The organism is Cryptosporangium sp. NPDC051539 (assembly GCF_044454545.1).
Classification (GTDB): Bacteria; Actinomycetota; Actinomycetes; order Mycobacteriales; family Cryptosporangiaceae; genus Cryptosporangium.
Map to the genome: position 1 here is coordinate 37,257 of NZ_JBITDV010000007.1, position 15,849 is coordinate 53,105.

Below are 15,849 nucleotides of genomic sequence, written 5' to 3' on the forward strand. Positions count from 1 at the left end.
ATCGAACCGGACTGTCGGCTCTCTATCCCTGGGTAGAGATCGCTTTCCTGCCCACAGCCGACGAGATCGGCCTTGCGCGACCCGACGCTGAGTACATGCTGATCTACACCGCTCCGCAGACCCCGTACCACCGCCTCGCCGCCACGGCGACCAACCGATGGTGGAAGACGCTCCTCGGGTTGCTCCTCTTTCCCGTCACCTACGTCCCGGTCATCTTCGTCGGTTTGTTGATCCCGGTCGTCGCGACCGGGAGCACCGACCTCGACGACCTCAGCCCCATCCCCGACCTGGCGTTCAGCCTGGGCTCGATCGCCGTCGCGCTGCCGTTGATCCTGCTGCTGGCGTGGTGGACGCAGGGCCGCAGACCGGGCACGCTCTCCTCGGTCCGGGGCCGGCTGCGGGTGCGCTGGATGCTCGGCTGCGGGCTGGTCGCGCTCGCCGCCACCGTGCTCTCGTTCGGCGCCGCGACGGTCCTCGGGGCGCTGACCGGCGTCGACTCGGGGCCCGACTACCGGTTCGCGGGCTGGGCCACGTTCGGACCGGCGCTGATGGTCGTCGTCGCGCTGGTGCCGGTGCAGGCCGCGGCCGAGGAATACCTGTGCCGAGGCTGGATTCTGCAGTCGATCGGGGCGTTCATGCGCTCCCCCTGGTTCGCGATCGGCGTCCAGTCGGTGGTCTTCGCGCTGCTGCACGGCATCGGAACCCCGTGGGGGTTCGCCGACCTGATCGTGTTCGCCGGTGTCGTCGGCTGGCTCGCGATCCGCACCGGCGGTCTGGAGGCCGGCATCGCGCTGCACGTCGTCAACAACGTGGTCGCGTTCGCGCTCTCGGCCAGCGCCGTCGGCGGCTTGGCCGGCGACGAGACCGCAGCGGACGCCGGATGGCAGCTCGCCGTCGTGGACATCGCGTTCGTGCTCGCCTACGGGCTGGTCGTCCGCCTGCTGGCCCGGCGGTTCCGGCTCGAGACGTCGGCCCGGACGCCGCTGGCCGACGTGTCCAGGCGAGTCGTCCCGATGGCGTGGGGGCCCGTCTTGACCAGCTTGTCGAGCCGCGAAGACGTCTCCTCGTCGTGCGGCAGGTAGACGACGATCCGCAGGTCGGCGGTGTCGGCCACGGCCAGGGCCTCACGTTTCAACCGCAGCTCACCGACGTCCGGATGGTGCAGTTGCTCGAGGTCACGCCGGTGCCGACCGGTCGGCGGGGCACCCAGCTCGGCCAGCAGGGCGGCGACGAACGGGTCGGTCGCCCGGAGGTCGCCGACCACGGCGCCGGGCCAGTTCCGGTAGGCCTTCCGGGCTCGCGGATCGGTGAGCACGAAGCGCGCGAGGTTGTGGTGGTCGAACAGGCCGAGGGGCTCCATCAACAGGCGGAAGCCGTCGGTGCAGGCGAGGACGTCGGTCAGCCGGTTGACCACGACGGCGGGCGCGGGCTCGAGGCGCTCGAGCAGCAGGCGGATGCTCGGCCGCACCCCCGTCTCCGGCGGCTCGACGACCAGACAGCCGATCCCGTCGGCGGCCTTGACCAGCGACCGCAGGTCCAGCCGGTCGGCCACCGACAGCTGCAATGCGTCGGCCAGCGCGGCCAGTACCTGCGCGGACGGATGCCGGTCGCGGCCCTGCTCCAGGCGGGCGAGGTACTCGACGCTGACGCCGGCCAGCGTGGCCAGCTCGCCGCGCCGCAGGCCCGGCGTGCGACGGCGCGAACCGGCCGGAAGCCCGACGGCGGCCGGCGACAGGGCCTCGCGCCGGGCGCGGAGGAACTCACCGAGATCGCTCACGTCGTCGAGGCTAGTAGCGGGGCCGGTCTTTATCGTCGCCCTGCGAGGGTGTTCCTGTGCGGGCGTCGTCGCCCCAGGCTCAACGGCATGAAACTCGTGATCATCGTGGGCAGCGTTCGTGAGGGCCGGTTCGGGCCGTCGGTAGCCTCGTGGTTCGCCGCGCAGGCCGGGGAGCATTTCGACCTCGACGTGCTGGACCTCGCCGAGATCTCTCTCCCGTCGGCCCTGCCGTCGAACGCGATGGCGCTGCGCGACGTGACCGGCCGCCCGGCCGAGATGCGGGCGCTGGCGGCCCGGCTGGATGCGGCGGACGCGTTCGTCGTCGTCACCCCGGAGTACAACCACAGCTTCCCGGCGTCGCTCAAGCACCTGATCGACTGGCACTTCACCCAGTGGCAGGCCAAGCCGATCGGGTTCGTCTCCTACGGCGGCCACGGCGGTGGGTTGCGCTCCGTCGAACAGCTGAGGCTCGTCTTCGCCGAGCTCCATGCGGCGACCGTGAGGGAGACGGTCAGCTTCGACCGCCACTGGGAGAAGTTCGGTGCTGACGGTCTTTTGATCGACGCCACGGGGCCGAACGCCGCCGCGAAGGTTTTGCTCGACCACCTGGCGTGGTGGGCCCAGGCTTTGGCCGAGGCCCGGGCGGTGCGACCGTACGAGGCGGGCGCCGCGTAACCTTGGTCGACGTGAGCCTTACGCTGGGTATCGTCGGTCTGCCGAATGTCGGGAAGTCGACGCTCTTCAATGCTTTGACCAAGAACGACGTGCTTGCCGCGAACTACCCGTTCGCGACGATCGAGCCGAACGTCGGTGTGGTCGGGGTGCCTGACGAGCGTCTCGGGGCACTGGCCAAGATCTTCGATTCGCAGAAGATCGTCCCGGCGGCGGTGAGTTTCGTGGACATCGCCGGCCTGGTGCGCGGCGCTTCCACCGGCCAGGGCCGGGGTAACGCGTTCCTCGCGAACATCCGCGAGGCGAGCGCGATCTGCCAGGTCATCCGGGCGTTCAGCGACCCCAACGTCGTCCACGTCGACGGCAAGGTGAGCCCGGCCGACGACATGGAGACGATCAACACCGAGCTGATCCTGGCCGACCTGCAGACGCTGGAGAAGGCGATTCCGCGGCTGGAGAAGGAAGCCCGGATGAAGAAGGACCGGGTGCCGGTGCTGGAGGCGGCCCGGGCGGCGTCGGCGCTGCTGGACTCCGGGACCACGCTGTACGCGGGGGGTGCGTCCGTCGATGTGGGGGCGCTCCGCGAGTTGTCCCTGCTGACGACGAAGCCGTTCCTGTACGTGTTCAACGTCGACGAGGACGAGCTGGGGAACTCCGCCTTCCTGGACGAGTTGCGGGCCCTGGTCGCGCCGGCCGAGGCGGTGTTCCTCGACGCGAAGATCGAGTCCGAGCTGATCGACCTGCCCGACGACGAGGCGCGCGAACTGCTGGAGTCGGTCGGTCAGGCCGAGCCCGGTCTGAACCAGCTGATCCGGGTGGGCTTCCGGACGCTCGGCCTGCAGACCTACCTCACGGCCGGCCCGAAAGAAGCCCGCGCCTGGACGATCCCGATCGGCGCGACCGCGCCCGAAGCCGCGGGCGTGATCCACTCGGACTTCCAGCGCGGTTTCATCAAGGCCGAGGTCGTGTCGTTCGACGACCTGATGGCGGCCGGGTCGATGCAGGAGGCGCGCTCGAAGGGGCGGGTCCGCATGGAGGGCAAGGAGTACGTCATGCAGGACGGCGACGTCGTGGAGTTCCGCTTCAACGTGTAGCGCGTTGACCACCCGGGTTCACCGGGCCGCGCCCGGGGGCGTGATCGTTCGGTGCGGCGGGGAGCAGTTTCCACAGCGCGCCGTCGGTGCCTTACCTGGGCCGGGGCCGAGTCGTTACGGTCGTCGCGACCGAACCGCTCGTCGATGGCGGGGTGTGCCGTGCAGACTGAGTCTTGGCTCGACCAGATCACGGCTGAGCGCCGGGCCAGGCTCGAGCGCAAGGCGGTGGAGCGGGCGTTCCGGGCAGCGCGCCGCCGTCACGGCATGGACGCCAGGAACAAGGCCAAACTCGAGCGCCTCAATGTCCCGCCCGACGACGATGGCTGACTTCCGAGTGTTCGCAAGCGAACGCAGCGGCCGTCGCGCAGCCGATCGAGCCCACCGTGGTTCCCCGCCACGCTAGGAGCACACGGGGAACACACCCCGACATCGATCTTCGGAGGCTGGACGACATGAGCGGCTGCTACGACTACGACTACTCGTACGACTGCAACGACAACTACGACTACGACTGCCGGCCGCGTCGTCGCCACCACAAGAAGCGCCACTACAACGACTGCTGGGACTACAGCTACTGCAGCTGACACCAGCCTTCAACCGAGGCCCGGACCGCCCAGCGCGGTCCGGGCCTCGGTGCGTCCCGATCGTCATCGGGCGACCTCGCGTGCGACTGCCACGGCCCGAAGCGCGCTGGGCCGCTACGGTCGCCGCCGCCGTTCGGGTCGGGTCGGGCGCTTCGAAGGTGCACGGGCCGACTCACCCGTGCCCCACCGCACCGGCAACCTGGCCTCGCCGCGAGATGGGCCCGCCTACGATCGCGGGCATGGCGCTCCGACTGGTCCAGGTCAACTTCAAGGCTCGCGACGACACGGCGCTCGGCCGGTTCTGGGCCGATGCTCTCGGCTGGGGCGTCTCCAGCGAGGCCCCGGGAGTGACCAACGTGGAACCCCGCGGATTCGTCTGGCCGGACCCCTCCGCCGTGTGCGTCGACGTCGTCACGGTCCCGGACCCCGAAACGGTCGAATACCGGGTGCACCTCGACCTCGCCAGCAGCTCCCCGGCCCATCACGCGGAGTTGGTCTCCCGCCTCACCGACCTCGGCGCGACGCCCGCCGACGTGGGCCAGGTCGACGTCCCGTGGACGGTCCTGGCCGACCCCGAGGGCAACGTGTTCTGCGTGTTGGAACCCCGGGAGATCTACCGGGACACCGGGCCGATCGCCGCGGTCGTGGTCGACTGCGCGGATCCGCGGGTGATGGCCCGCTTCTGGGGCGAGGCGACGGACTGGACCGTGCACGAGGTGAACGACGACCACGCGTCGTTGCGCTCGTCCGCGGGCGTCGGCCCCTACCTGGAGCTCCTCCGCACGCCGGAACCGCGGACCTGGTGGAGCCGCGTCCACCTCGACGTGGCGCCCTACGGCGATGACGATCAGGACCTGGAAGTGGCCCGGCTGCGGGGTCTGGGCGCGACCGACGCCGACATCGGCCAGGGCGAGGTCTCGTGGAAGGTCATGGCCGACCCGGAAGGAAACGACTTCTGCGTGCTGTCGCCACGCTGATCGGCAAAACGTCGAACTGCGGCCCGGGCCTCCGACTTCTGTCGTAGGGCCGTGCTGACCTGAGGCACGGCGTAACCGAGGAGGCGAAGCATGGCACGAGCGGTGGTGCACTTCGAGGTCATCGGGAAAGACCCGGCGGCGTTGCGCACGTTCTACGGCGAGCTGTTCGGCTGGCAGTTCGACGTCGGCGACGCGTCGACGGGCGTGGTCTCCGATCCGGGCCGGTACGGGTTCATCAACGGCGGCGAAGGCACGGTCAACGGCGGCGTCGGCGGCGGTCCCGGTTTCAGCCCGCACGTGGTGTTCTACGTCGGGGTGCCCGACGTCGAAGACGCGTTGCGAGCCGCCGAGCGGCTCGGGGGGAAGCGCGTGATGGGGCCGGAACCCGCGCAGGGCGGTCCGATCGCCGTCGGCCACTTCGCCGACCCGGAGGGCAACGTGATCGGCGTCGCCGGCCCGCCCCTCTGACGCCCCCCCATCGGCGGGGCTCCGGCCCCGCCGACCAACTCCAGAAGGCAAACGCAGGAGCAAACCTCTTGAAGTACCTCGTCTTGATCTACGCGAACCCGGTCACCTGGGCACATCCGATGTACCTCAACGACCCGGCGTTCCTCGCCCTCCCGCCCGACGAGCGGGACGCGATCCGACAGCGCGCGGAGGCGCTCCGGAAAGAACTCGTCGACTCCGGCGAGCTCCTCGGTGGCGAGATGCTCGCCGCCCCGTCCCGAGCCCGCACGGTCCGCGTCCGCGGCAAGAAGAAGCTGGTCACCGACGGCCCCTACGCCGAGGCCAAGGAACAGTTGGCCGGCTACGTGATCCTCGACTGCGCCACTGCGGAGCGCGCCACCGAGATCGTCGCCACCATCCCGGACGCTCGGTTCAGCGGCATCGAAATACGTCCGCTGACCTGAAAGTCCCCGGAAAACCGACGCGCACGTTTTTATCGTTTCGCACCACGGCGGCCCTTGTCAGCAGGTTCGTCAACAATCCGTCCACGTCGATCCGCCCGAACCGAACTCTCCGTAACCTCGAAACGTGCCTACTTCGCAGGAGCTCTTCGAGCGCTACATCTACGCCGGCCTGACGAAGAACGCCGAGCTCCAATCGAGCCTGTTCGCGGCCGACGGCCTCTACGAGGTGCCCTTCGCCGCGCCCGGCGGCGTCTACCCGCGCCGAGTCCAGGGCCGGGAGGAGATTCGGACGTTCTTCACCGAGCTGCACGCCCGCGGAAACACCTCCGGTACCCCCACCGACGTCCGCTACGTCCCGCACCGCACCGAAGACCCGGCCGTCTTCATCGCCGAGACCGACGCCGTGGTCGACGACGCCCCGATGTCGCTCGTCCACATCGTCCGGAGCGCGGACGGCGAGATCACCCACCTCCGCGATTATTTCGTGCTCACGCCATGACCGAACTCGCCGGACCGAGACTGCTGCTGCGTCCGTTCCGGCTCACCGACGAATCGGCCGTGCACCGGTACGCGGCCGATCCCGAGGTGACCCGCTACACCGACTGGGGTCCGAACACCATCGCCGACACCGCCGCGTTCATCGAATCGGTCGTCGACCCGCCGCCGTCGGTCCATCCGTTCGCGGTCGTCGTCCGCGACCGGGGCGACCTGATCGGCGCGGCCGAGCTCCGCGTCCTCAGCGACCACGGCGAAATCGGCTACACGCTGGCCCGCCGCTGGTGGGGCCAGGGCTACGCGACCGAGGCGGCCACGCTGCTGATCGGGCACGCCTTCGGCCCGCTCGGCCTGCACCGGCTCGAAGCGACCTGCGACCCGGAGAACCTGGCGTCCGCGCGGGTGCTCGCCAAGGTCGGCTTCCGGTCGGTCGAACGGCTTCCCGACCACCTGCTCGTGCGTGGCCGCTGGCGTGACTCGCTCCTGTTCGTCCGGGAAAACCACTGACTTCTCTTCGGACGCTCCGCCGCGCGCCTGCCTGCGGAAGCGAACCGCGGCGGGGCGGCGCGGTCGCCGCGAGACTCGCAGGAACGGTCCGCGCCTAGCGCGCCGGCGTCTGCCGCTGCGCGTCGATCAGGTCGACGACGATCAGCGCGCACACCGCGGCCGCGATCAACAGCGCGGCGATCGCCAGCGGGACACCGGCCCAGGTCGTGGCCGCCGCGGCCAGCGCCAGCACCGCGGCGGTCCCGAACCGGACCAGATAGGACCGCTCCGAATCCAGCCCGGTCTGCAGCGCACCCATCGTGACCAGCGCGACCGCCACCGGAACGGCCAGCGAGAACGCGGCTCCCGCGGCGCTCAGATGGGTCTCGTGCAAGGCGGTCTCGGCCACGACCTCGATCCCGGCGCCCACCGCGGCGAGCGCCACGAACACCGCGTAGTGCGCGTAGCCCCACAGGAACGACACCCGGGACGTCCCGCGCAGGCCCTCCTCGGCCGGGCGCTTGAAGTACGACCACCACAGCCCGAAGATCACCAGGAGCCCGGCCAGCGCGACCGCGAGCAGACCGGCCGAGATGCCTTCCGCCACCGCGGCCTGAATGGTCACGGTCGCACCGAGGACGCCCTCACCGAGCACCAGCAGCGTGAACAGCCCGTACCGCTCGGCGATGTGACCGGGGTGCCAGGTCGTGACGCCGGTCCGCTCGGCCCAGATCGGCACCGCGATCTCGGCCACGACCAGGACGAAGAACGCGACGAAGCCCCAGTCGTCCGGCAGCAGGAGACGGAGCACCCAGCAGACCTGCACCAGCGCGAGGCCGGCGGCGTAGCGCAGCGCGGTGGCCCGGTCTGCGGAGGAGGCGGCCGCGACGCGCAACCAGTGCGCGATCTGGGGCAGCCGCATGATCAGGTAACCGACCGTGACGACGCCGAAGTCCTCGTGCTCGAACGCCTGCGGGATCCCGGCCGCCAGCACCAGGACACCGGCGATCTCGACCAGCGTGAGCAACCGGTGCGGAACGTCGTCCGGGTCGTAGGCCGACGCGAACCAGGTGAAGTTCATCCACGCCCACCAGATCGCGAAGAACACCATCAGGTAGCCGAGGAGCTGCGGAAAGAAGTGCTTCTCCACCAGCGCGTGGTGCAACTCGGACGCGTTCGAGGCGATCGCGACGACGAAGCAGAGGTCGAAGAGCAGTTCGAGGGGCGTCGAGGCGCGGTGTGGCTCGTTGGGGTCGCGGGCGACGACCGGGGCCTGCCACGGTCTTGTCGTGCGGACTCTTTCCGGCGGTGTGGCGGTCATCGGTCTCCCCGGTCGGCACTGGCCTCGCAGCCTATTCGTACCGACCGGGAAGGCCGTGAGTTCGTGACCGGGACTACGCCGCCTGGGTGGTGATCGCTCCTCGCACCGACGCGACGAGCTCACTCGGCAGGTCGGTCAGCCCGTGATCCTGCCGCGCGTGGTGCGCCACCAGTCCCAGGATTTCCTCGACGCTGTCGCCGACGAAAACCGCTGTGCAACCGCTGACGACGTCACCGCAGGCGAAGTGCTTCATGTGCTTGACCTCCAAGGGGCAGGGGCTGACCTCTGAAGGATCGACCGCGGGCGCGGGAACGTTAGTGGTCCGCGGACCGCGCCCCGACGACGTGCCGGGTCAGCTCGTCGACCAGCGCGATTCCGATCACCTGTCCCCAGGAGTCGGTGCACACGACCGGGTCGAACCGGTGCTCGGCCGGTCGGGTCAGCGCGCGCAGGAGCACGTCGTCGGCCGCGTCCGAGGCCAGCACCCGCAGACTCACCGGCAGCTTCCGCATGACGCCGTCCCGCGGGTCCGGTGCGACCATCGTGATCGGTGAGCCGGACCGGTCGACGACGACCAACGGGTCCGACGGAGCCTGCGCCGGTGTCGGGGTCGTGTCGTCGCACCGATCGGCGGTGGTCACCGTCACCTTGCTCATCATCACGCTGGCGATCGCGTCGGTCACCGCGACCCGGCTGGTCTCGGCCAGCACCCGCGCCCGGACGTCGTCGGCGAGAGGCCGCATCTCGTCGGCCGGACGGCCCAGCAGCCAACCCTGGCCGAGCGGAACGCCCATCCGGCAGAACGTGGCCAGCTCGCCGTCGGTCTCGATGCCCTCGGCCAGCAGCCACGCGTCCAGGCGGCCGGCGAACTGCCCGAGCAACTCGGCCAGCGCGGCCCGGGCCGGATCCCGGTCGGCTCCGGCCACCAGCGCCCGGTCGAGCTTCACCAGCTGCGGACGGAGCTCCAGAATCTGCTGCAGGCCCGCGTAGCCGCTGCCCGCATCGTCCACCGCGATCAGTGCACCGGCGGAACGCAGACGGCGGGTCTCGGTCGTGATCGACTCCAGGTCGCCGAAGGCGACGTGTTCGGTGAGCTCGACGACGACGCGGGACAGCTCCGGCACGCTGGCGAACGCCTCGTCGAGTTCCGGCGTACCCAGCAGGTGCGGGCTGACGTTGACGGTGAGGAACGCGTTCGGGGGCAGGTCGTCGAGGCGGGTCAGCGCCCGGGCGATGACGACACCCTCCAGCGCGGGACCGAGACCGTTCTCCTCGGCCGCACCGAACCACTGGTCGGGAGAGAGGCGGTCGCCGATACCCGGCACCGGGACGTCGATCCGGGCCAGCGTCTCGTAGCCCGCGACCGTGCCACGAGCCAGATCGGCGATCGGCTGGAACACCACCCGGATCTGGTCCGGTTCGGCGAGCACGCCGGTGATCGCCCGGCGCCAGGCCAGCTGGCGCCGGATCGCGGCCGGATCCGGCGGCATCGTCGGCCGTGACCGGTTCTTCTGCCCACCCCACCAGGACGACGCGTCATCCAGCGGGTCGAAGTCCGACCCGCTGGTGAGGCCGGTGACCAGATCAGTGCTCATCCGGCCGTCTTCCCACCGCGTCTCGCATGCGTCCTCACCTTGGTCGCCCGTGGTGACACTCCGGCCTAACCATCGGCAGAAATGACAAAACCTGAGAGATGCGGACTTTTGGGTCCGCGATCTCTCAGGTTCGACGCGTAATCGGGCGGATCAGGCCTCGGTGGTCTGCTCGGCCTCAGCGGCCTGCTGACGTACCTCGTCCATGTCGACCTTCCGCGCCTGACCGATCAGGTCTTCCAGCGCCTCGCCCGGCAGAGCGCCCGGCTGCGCGAACAGCACGACGCGGTCGCGGACGATCATCAGCGTCGGGATCGACCGGATGTCGAACGCCGCCGCGAGCTCCTGCTGGGCCTCCGTGTCGACCTTGCCGAACACGATGTCGTCGTACTGCTCGGAGGCCTTCTCGAAGATCGGCGCGAACTGCTTGCACGGTCCGCACCAGGACGCCCAGAAGTCCACGAGCGTGATGCCGTCGCGAGCCAGCGTCTCGTTGAAGTTCTCGGTGGTGAGTTCCACCGTGGCCATCAAAATCTCCCTCGGTTGTTCCGCCCGTCCATGAGCACAACGCAGGCGTCGGTCAGAACCTTCCTGGCTTGTAGGTGCCCGGTTCAGCGTGGATGGAACACTGTTGACGTGTCTCTTACCGTCGTCGGCGCTGCGATCGTGAACGACCGCGGGCAGGTTCTCGCCGCCCAGCGGGCCGAACCCGACCGGCTGGCCGGCGGTTGGGAGTTCCCGGGCGGGAAGGTCGAGCCCGGTGAGACCGACGAAGCCGCGCTGGTCCGCGAGTGCCGTGAGGAGCTCGGCGTCGAGGTCACCCTCGGCGGTCGCCTCGGTCCGGACATCCCGCTCGCCCTCGGGCGTGGAGTCCTCCGCGTGTGGATGGCTCGCGCTCTCGGTGAGCCGTCCGCCCTCGAGCACGCTGAGCTTCGCTGGTTGGACGCCTCTGAGCTGGACGACGTCCCGTGGCTGCCTGCCGATGCGCCGCTGATCGCGGAGTTGCGTACCCGTCTGCAGGTCGTCTGAGGTGCCGGTCCTCATGACGACGACGCTCGTCCACGCGCCGGTCGAGGTGGTGTTCGATCTGGCCCGGGACGTGCGGGAGCACACGTCGGCGCTGGCCCACACGGGGGAGCGGGTGGTGGCGCCGGGCCGGCTCTCGGGCCGGCTCTCGGCCGGTGACCTGGTGTGTTTCCGCGCCCGTCATTTCGGGCTGAGGCTCGGTCTGGACGCGCGAGTGGTCTCGATGGAGGCGCCGGTGAGGTTCTCGGACGAGCAGGTGCGCGGGCCGTTCGCGTCGCTGCGGCACGACCACCTGTTCGCGCCGACCGGGGCCGGGACGCTGGTGACGGATCGGGTCGTGTGGCGGTCGCCGTTCGGGCTCGTGGGGCGGCTGGCGGACGAGATCGCGGTGCGGCGGCAACTGCTGGGCATCCTGACGGCGCGCAACACCCACCTCAAACGGCGGGCCGAAGTGCGCAGCTACGGGATCTGACGGGACTTGGCCAGGACGGCCGCGGCCAGCTGGACGGCGGAGTTGCGGGTGCGCTCGCCGAGGCGCCAGGGTTCGATGGCGGAGCCGGTCGCGAGGTGGCGGTCGTAGGGAAGTAGTGCGGGGACCACGCCGAACGGGGCGAACGCCTCCGCGGTGCGGTTCAGGTCGATGGACGCGGCCTGCGGAGACATCGCGGTGAGCGCGACCAGGGTCTGGGGCAGGCGGTGCGGGCCCCACTCGCGGATCCACTCCAGCGCGCGCCGGGCGCTGACGACGCCGTCGATGCTGGCCGGGGTCGCGAGGACGATCGAGTGGGCGTCGGCGAGCACGGACTGGTTCAGCGGCGTCACCATGCCGGCGCCGGCGTCGATGACCGCGACCGCGAAGTAACGGCTGATGCCGTGGACGACGCCGAGGTACGCGTTCGGCGGCACGATCTCGGGGGCGGCCGTGCCGCGCTCGCCGGAGAGGACCCAGGCGCCGGACTGGCTCCGGCCGAGGCAGCGCTCGGCCTCGTCGAGCGTCGCCCAGACGCGGGGGACCTTGCCGAGGTTCGCTAACGACGTCGGGGACGTGGCGCCGAGACGCAGGCCGAGCGAGCCCAGGTCGGGGTCGGCGTCGACGGCGAGCACCCGGTCGCCGCGGTGGGTGGCGAACGCGCTGACCAGGAGCGAAGCGACCGTGCTCTTGCCGGAGCCGCCGCGGATGCCGAGGACGGCGATGCGCCGGGTGTTGGCGATCGGCTGGCTCAGCTCGGAGGCCAGGCCGGCGGCCTCGCGGGCGGCGCGGCCGGAGTTGATGCTGGTCTTGAAGCGCTGGAGACGGTTGTCGGCGTGCTCCGGCAACGGGAGCAGGCCGTCGGGGGTCCAGGCGGCCTGGACCGGGGTGGCGTCGGGGCCGAAGACCTTGGAGGGGTTTGCGCCCGGATGGTGGGGGACCGGGAGCTGAGGGGGCTGGTGATTCGGGGGTGGAGCGGCGGCCGGCGGGATGGCGCCCGGTTGGCCGGGTGGCGGCTGCGGCGGGTAACCGGGGGGCGCGTAGTTGGCCGGCGGGTACTGGGCCGGTGCGTACTGGGGCGGCACGTACTGGGGCGGCACGTACTGGGGCGGCACGTATTCGGGCGGCGTGTACTCGGGCGGTGGTGCGGGTGAGTAAGCCGGAGGCGTGGAGTAGTTCGGGTCGGCCGGCGGCGAGGGATAGCCGGCGGTGTCGAGAATCGGCTGCGCCGTGAGCGGATTCCCGCCGTTCAGAGGCACGCTGAGACTCGCCGGGTCGACGACGACGGTCGCGTTCGCGTCGCCCGCCTCCCCGTCCGGCACCCCCGGAGAGGGCGCCGCGTCGGGCTGGGCGGTCTCGTCCGCGGGGCCGTCGACCTGCGGCGGGGCGCCTAACCTCGTCCCCGGCCAGTCCTGGCGCGCGTCGTGGGAACTCGTCACGGCTCGGGCCTCTCCGTCCTCTACGGTACGGATTCAGACTAACCACGAGATCCGGAATCATGGCCAATTCGCTGCTCAACGAGTACTCGGACCCGATCGTGGAGCGCGAAGCCACCAGCGAGAGCGGCCCGGGCCGGTAGCAGGTACCAGCCCGGGCCGCCACGTCGGCGTCGACGCGTCAGTCCTTGCGCCGACCGATCTTCGAGCCGAGCCAGGTGATCGGGTCGTACTTCCGATCGACCACCCGTTCCTTCATCGGGATGATCGCGTTGTCGGTGATGTGGATCCCCTCGGGGCACACCTCCGAGCAGCACTTCGTGATGTTGCAGTACCCGATGCCCTGCGTCGCCTGCGCGAACTCCTTGCGGTCTTCCTTGGAGTCCAGCGGGTGCATGTCGAGCTCGGCCGCCCGGATGAACAGCCGCGGGCCGGCGAACGCCGGCTTGTTGTCGTCGTGGTCACGCACCACGTGACAGGTGTTCTGGCACAGGAAGCACTCGATGCACTTCCGGAACTCCTGCGACCGCTCGACGTCGATCTGCTGCATCCGGTAGTCACCCGGTGCGACGCCCGGCGGCGGTGCGAACGCGGACAGCTCCCGGGCTTTCTCGTAGTTGTACGAAACGTCCGTGACCAGGTCCCGGATCAGCGGGAACGTCCGGATCGGCGTCACGGTGACGGTCTCGCCCTCGGAGAACGTCGACATCCGGGTCATGCACATCAGTCGCGGCTTGCCGTTGACCTCGGCCGAGCACGACCCGCACTTGCCGGCCTTGCAGTTCCACCGGACGGCCAGGTCCGGCGTCTGGGTCGCCTGCAGCCGGTGGATGACGTCGAGCACGACCTCACCCTCGTTGACCTCGACGTCGTAGTCGTGCAGCGCGCCGTCGGCCTCCTCGGCGGTGATCGTCTCGTCGGGACGGCCGGCACCGCGCCAGACCCGGAAATGCGCCTGGTACCCCATCAGCCCCTGCTTCCCTCGGAGTGACTCCTGCCGACCGCGTCCCCGGTCGCGCTCCGCTCGTCGGCGACCGTCTCGGGCGACGAGTCGGTGCGCGACGAGTCGTCGGCCGGATGGCGCGCGGCCGCGACGACCGGCGGCGGAGCATCCGGCTCCGAGGCCAGCACGGTCAGCTCCTCCTCGGTCAGATACTTCGAGAGCTCCGACCGCTCGAACAGGCTCAGCAGCTCGACCGGCATCGTCGGCAGCGGCTGTTCGTGCACGTGGACGCCGGGCTCGTCCTTGCTCAGCGAGCAGATGAGGTTGCGACGCCGCCACTCCGCGGACATCTCCGGGAAGTCGTCCCGGGTGTGTCCGCCGCGGCTCTCCTGGCGGATCAGCGCGGCCCGCGCCACGCACTCCGCGACGACCAGCAGGTTCCGCAGGTCGAGCGCGACGTGCCAGCCCGGATTGTAGGTACGTCCGCCGGCCGCGGCGACCACCGCGGCCCGCTCCCGCAGTTCCACCAGCCGGGACAGCGCCTGCTCGATCTCCGGCGCTTTCCGGATGATGCCGACCAACTCGTGCATGGTCTTCTGCAGATCCGACTGCACCTGGTACGGGTTCTCCCCGTCCGCGCGCGAGAGCGGCGCGAGCGCGAAGTCGACCGCTTCGTCCAGGTCCGCCTGCAGCACAGCCGGGCGTCCCTCCAGACCGGCGACGTAGGCCGCCGCGCCTGCTCCGGCCCGCCGCCCGAAGACCAGCAGGTCCGACAGGGAGTTACCACCGAGGCGGTTCGAGCCGTGCATGCCGCCCGACACCTCGCCGGCCGCGAACAGCCCGGAGACGCCGACCGTGGCCTGGGAGTCCGGGTCGACCTCGACGCCACCCATCACGTAGTGACAGGTCGGGCCGACCTCCATCGGCTCGGCGGTGATGTCGACGTCGGCCAGCTCCTTGAACTGGTGGTACATCGACGGGAGCCGGCGCCGGATCTCCTCGGCCGGAAGACGCTTGGACACGTCGAGGTAGACGCCGCCGTGCGGAGACCCCCGACCGGCCTTGACCTCGGAGTTGATCGCCCGCGCGACCTCGTCGCGGGGAAGCAGCTCCGGGGGACGCCGGTTGTTGTCGGCGTCGGCGTACCAGCGGTCGGCTTCTTCCTCGGTGGTCGCGTACTTGTCCTTGAACACGTCCGGGATGTACTCGAACATGAACCGCTTGCCCTCGGAGTTCGTCAGCACCCCGCCGTCGCCGCGAACCGACTCCGTCACCAGGATGCCCTTGACCGACGGCGGCCAGACCATCCCGGTCGGGTGGAACTGCACGAACTCCATGTTGACGAGAGTCCCGCCGGCCCGGAGGGCCAGCGCGTGCCCGTCACCGGTGTACTCCCAGGAGTTGGACGTGACCTGGAACGACTTGCCGATGCCACCGGTCGCGAGGACGATCGCCGGCGCCTCGAACAGCATGAAGCGGCCGTCGTCGCGGGCGTAGGCGAACGCCCCGGCGATCCGGTCGCCGTCTTTGAGCAGCGTGGTGATCGTGACCTCGTGGAAGACCCGCAGGTACGCCTCGGCGTCGCCGTGCTCGCGCAGGTCGTCCTGCTGGAGGCTGACGATCTTCTGCTGCAGCGTGCGGATCAGCTCGAGACCGGTGCGGTCGCCGACGTGCGCCAGCCGCGGGTACTCGTGGCCACCGAAGTTCCGCTGGCTGATCTTGCCGTCCTTGGTGCGGTCGAACAGCGCACCGTAGGTCTCCAGCTCCCAGATCCGCTCCGGGGCCTCGCGCGCGTGCAGCTCGGCCATCCGCCAGTGGTTGAGGAACTTGCCGCCGCGCATCGTGTCGCGGAAGTGGACCTGCCAGTTGTCGCGGCTGTTGACGTTGCCCATCGCGGCCGCGGCACCGCCCTCGGCCATCACCGTGTGGGCCTTGCCGAACAGCGACTTGCAGACGATCGCCGTCCGCAGCCCCTGCTGGCGAGCCTCGATCGCCGCGCGCAGCCCGGCGCCACCGGCACCGACCACCACCACGTCGTATTCGAACTTCTGTATGTCAGTCATCGA

The 15,849-nt window shown here is 70.3% G+C and carries 19 protein-coding genes and 1 pseudogene; 12 read left to right on the forward strand and 8 right to left on the reverse strand.

The annotated features are described in order from the left end of the window. Positions 1-548 precede the first annotated feature (548 nt). Positions 549-803: pseudogene (locus tag ACIBZJ_RS22045) on the forward strand (lysostaphin resistance A-like protein); the annotation flags it as partial. Between the two features lie 116 nt (positions 804-919). Here the strand turns inward: ACIBZJ_RS22045 and ACIBZJ_RS22050 are convergent. After that, complete coding sequence (locus ACIBZJ_RS22050; RefSeq protein WP_395932385.1) at positions 920-1,777, reverse strand: helix-turn-helix domain-containing protein; 858 nt, start codon at positions 1,775-1,777, stop codon at positions 920-922. An 87-nt stretch (positions 1,778-1,864) separates the two neighbouring features. Here ACIBZJ_RS22050 and ACIBZJ_RS22055 point away from each other — a divergent pair, with 87 nt between their 5' ends. The 9 genes from ACIBZJ_RS22055 to ACIBZJ_RS22095 all read left to right on the forward strand — a co-directional run bounded on the left by ACIBZJ_RS22055 (position 1,865) and on the right by ACIBZJ_RS22095 (position 7,017). Beyond that, positions 1,865-2,452 (forward strand): NAD(P)H-dependent oxidoreductase, encoded by a 588-nt coding sequence (locus ACIBZJ_RS22055; protein WP_395932387.1) that lies wholly within the window; start codon positions 1,865-1,867, stop codon positions 2,450-2,452. Positions 2,453-2,463: 11 nt separating this feature from the next. Beyond that, positions 2,464-3,543, forward strand: coding sequence for a redox-regulated ATPase YchF (ychF, locus tag ACIBZJ_RS22060; RefSeq protein ID WP_395932389.1), 1,080 nt, complete (start codon positions 2,464-2,466; stop codon positions 3,541-3,543). 159 nt (positions 3,544-3,702) lie between these two features. Further along, positions 3,703-3,870, forward strand: a complete 168-nt coding sequence (locus ACIBZJ_RS22065; protein WP_395932391.1) for a hypothetical protein — start codon at positions 3,703-3,705, stop codon at positions 3,868-3,870. 125 nt (positions 3,871-3,995) lie between these two features. Next, positions 3,996-4,127 (forward strand): hypothetical protein, encoded by a 132-nt coding sequence (locus ACIBZJ_RS22070; protein WP_395932393.1) that lies wholly within the window; start codon positions 3,996-3,998, stop codon positions 4,125-4,127. Positions 4,128-4,366: 239 nt separating this feature from the next. Beyond that, positions 4,367-5,104 (forward strand): VOC family protein, encoded by a 738-nt coding sequence (locus tag ACIBZJ_RS22075; protein WP_395932395.1) that lies wholly within the window; start codon positions 4,367-4,369, stop codon positions 5,102-5,104. A 90-nt stretch (positions 5,105-5,194) separates the two neighbouring features. Beyond that, positions 5,195-5,572: a VOC family protein gene (locus ACIBZJ_RS22080; protein ID WP_395932397.1), complete on the forward strand. Its 378-nt coding sequence runs from the start codon at positions 5,195-5,197 to the stop codon at positions 5,570-5,572. A gap of 68 nt (positions 5,573-5,640) precedes the next feature. After that, entirely contained in the window at positions 5,641-6,015 is a 375-nt protein-coding gene (locus ACIBZJ_RS22085) for a YciI family protein (RefSeq protein ID WP_395932399.1), read from the forward strand. A 124-nt stretch (positions 6,016-6,139) separates the two neighbouring features. Next, positions 6,140-6,514, forward strand: coding sequence for a nuclear transport factor 2 family protein (locus tag ACIBZJ_RS22090; protein WP_395932401.1), 375 nt, complete (start codon positions 6,140-6,142; stop codon positions 6,512-6,514). Then, positions 6,511-7,017 carry a GNAT family N-acetyltransferase gene (locus ACIBZJ_RS22095; RefSeq protein WP_395932403.1) on the forward strand — a complete coding sequence of 169 codons (507 nt, stop codon included), beginning with the start codon at positions 6,511-6,513 and terminating at the stop codon, positions 7,015-7,017. The genes ACIBZJ_RS22090 and ACIBZJ_RS22095 overlap by 4 nt, the downstream gene beginning before the upstream one ends. Positions 7,018-7,111: 94 nt before the next feature. Here ACIBZJ_RS22095 and ACIBZJ_RS22100 read toward each other — a convergent pair whose 3' ends face one another. The 4 genes from ACIBZJ_RS22100 to trxA form a co-directional block, all read right to left on the reverse strand. Further along, a complete protein-coding gene (locus tag ACIBZJ_RS22100; protein ID WP_395932405.1) occupies positions 7,112-8,317 on the reverse strand; it encodes a low temperature requirement protein A in 1,206 nt (401 codons plus the stop codon). 73 nt (positions 8,318-8,390) lie between these two features. After that, positions 8,391-8,570 carry a DUF1059 domain-containing protein gene (locus ACIBZJ_RS22105; protein ID WP_395932407.1) on the reverse strand — a complete coding sequence of 60 codons (180 nt, stop codon included), beginning with the start codon at positions 8,568-8,570 and terminating at the stop codon, positions 8,391-8,393. A 61-nt stretch (positions 8,571-8,631) separates the two neighbouring features. Further along, a complete protein-coding gene (locus ACIBZJ_RS22110; protein ID WP_395932409.1) occupies positions 8,632-9,912 on the reverse strand; it encodes an EAL domain-containing protein in 1,281 nt (426 codons plus the stop codon). A gap of 150 nt (positions 9,913-10,062) precedes the next feature. Continuing rightward, on the reverse strand, positions 10,063-10,437 hold the full coding sequence (trxA, locus tag ACIBZJ_RS22115; protein WP_395932411.1) for a thioredoxin: 375 nt from the start codon (positions 10,435-10,437) through the stop codon (positions 10,063-10,065). Positions 10,438-10,545: 108 nt separating this feature from the next. On the opposite strand from trxA, the gene ACIBZJ_RS22120 reads away from it, so the two are divergent. Next, positions 10,546-10,938 carry a (deoxy)nucleoside triphosphate pyrophosphohydrolase gene (locus ACIBZJ_RS22120; RefSeq protein WP_395932413.1) on the forward strand — a complete coding sequence of 131 codons (393 nt, stop codon included), beginning with the start codon at positions 10,546-10,548 and terminating at the stop codon, positions 10,936-10,938. Positions 10,939-10,951: 13 nt separating this feature from the next. After that, a complete protein-coding gene (locus ACIBZJ_RS22125) occupies positions 10,952-11,407 on the forward strand; it encodes an SRPBCC family protein (protein ID WP_395932415.1) in 456 nt (151 codons plus the stop codon). Here ACIBZJ_RS22125 and ACIBZJ_RS22130 read toward each other — a convergent pair. The 3 genes from ACIBZJ_RS22130 to ACIBZJ_RS22140 all read right to left on the reverse strand — a co-directional run bounded on the left by ACIBZJ_RS22130 (position 11,395) and on the right by ACIBZJ_RS22140 (position 15,846). Continuing rightward, positions 11,395-12,843 carry a CpaE family protein gene (locus ACIBZJ_RS22130; RefSeq protein ID WP_395932417.1) on the reverse strand — a complete coding sequence of 483 codons (1,449 nt, stop codon included), beginning with the start codon at positions 12,841-12,843 and terminating at the stop codon, positions 11,395-11,397. The two genes, ACIBZJ_RS22125 and ACIBZJ_RS22130, sit on opposite strands and share 13 nt — an antisense overlap. A gap of 178 nt (positions 12,844-13,021) precedes the next feature. Further along, on the reverse strand, positions 13,022-13,807 hold the full coding sequence (locus ACIBZJ_RS22135) for a succinate dehydrogenase/fumarate reductase iron-sulfur subunit (RefSeq protein ID WP_395932419.1): 786 nt from the start codon (positions 13,805-13,807) through the stop codon (positions 13,022-13,024). Then, a complete protein-coding gene (locus tag ACIBZJ_RS22140; protein WP_395932421.1) occupies positions 13,807-15,846 on the reverse strand; it encodes a fumarate reductase/succinate dehydrogenase flavoprotein subunit in 2,040 nt (679 codons plus the stop codon). Before ACIBZJ_RS22140 ends, ACIBZJ_RS22135 begins: the two co-directional genes overlap by 1 nt. Positions 15,847-15,849 lie beyond the last annotated feature (3 nt).

Excerpts from the sequence above, each read along its gene's own strand:
- ACIBZJ_RS22110 (WP_395932409.1), bottom strand. The coding sequence starts at position 9,912 with ATGAGCACTGATCTGGTCACCGGCCTCACCAGCGGGTCGGACTTCGAC.
- ACIBZJ_RS22095 (WP_395932403.1), top strand. The coding sequence starts at position 6,511 with ATGACCGAACTCGCCGGACCGAGACTGCTGCTGCGTCCGTTCCGGCTC.
- ACIBZJ_RS22140 (WP_395932421.1), bottom strand. The coding sequence starts at position 15,846 with ATGACTGACATACAGAAGTTCGAATACGACGTGGTGGTGGTCGGTGCC.
- ACIBZJ_RS22055 (WP_395932387.1), top strand. The coding sequence starts at position 1,865 with ATGAAACTCGTGATCATCGTGGGCAGCGTTCGTGAGGGCCGGTTCGGG.
- ACIBZJ_RS22105 (WP_395932407.1), bottom strand. The coding sequence starts at position 8,570 with ATGAAGCACTTCGCCTGCGGTGACGTCGTCAGCGGTTGCACAGCGGTT.
- ACIBZJ_RS22075 (WP_395932395.1), top strand. The coding sequence starts at position 4,367 with ATGGCGCTCCGACTGGTCCAGGTCAACTTCAAGGCTCGCGACGACACG.
- ACIBZJ_RS22125 (WP_395932415.1), top strand. The coding sequence starts at position 10,952 with ATGACGACGACGCTCGTCCACGCGCCGGTCGAGGTGGTGTTCGATCTG.
- ACIBZJ_RS22100 (WP_395932405.1), bottom strand. The coding sequence starts at position 8,317 with ATGACCGCCACACCGCCGGAAAGAGTCCGCACGACAAGACCGTGGCAG.
- ACIBZJ_RS22070 (WP_395932393.1), top strand. The coding sequence starts at position 3,996 with ATGAGCGGCTGCTACGACTACGACTACTCGTACGACTGCAACGACAAC.
- trxA (WP_395932411.1), bottom strand. The coding sequence starts at position 10,437 with ATGGCCACGGTGGAACTCACCACCGAGAACTTCAACGAGACGCTGGCT.
- ACIBZJ_RS22135 (WP_395932419.1), bottom strand. The coding sequence starts at position 13,807 with ATGGGGTACCAGGCGCATTTCCGGGTCTGGCGCGGTGCCGGCCGTCCC.
- ACIBZJ_RS22080 (WP_395932397.1), top strand. The coding sequence starts at position 5,195 with ATGGCACGAGCGGTGGTGCACTTCGAGGTCATCGGGAAAGACCCGGCG.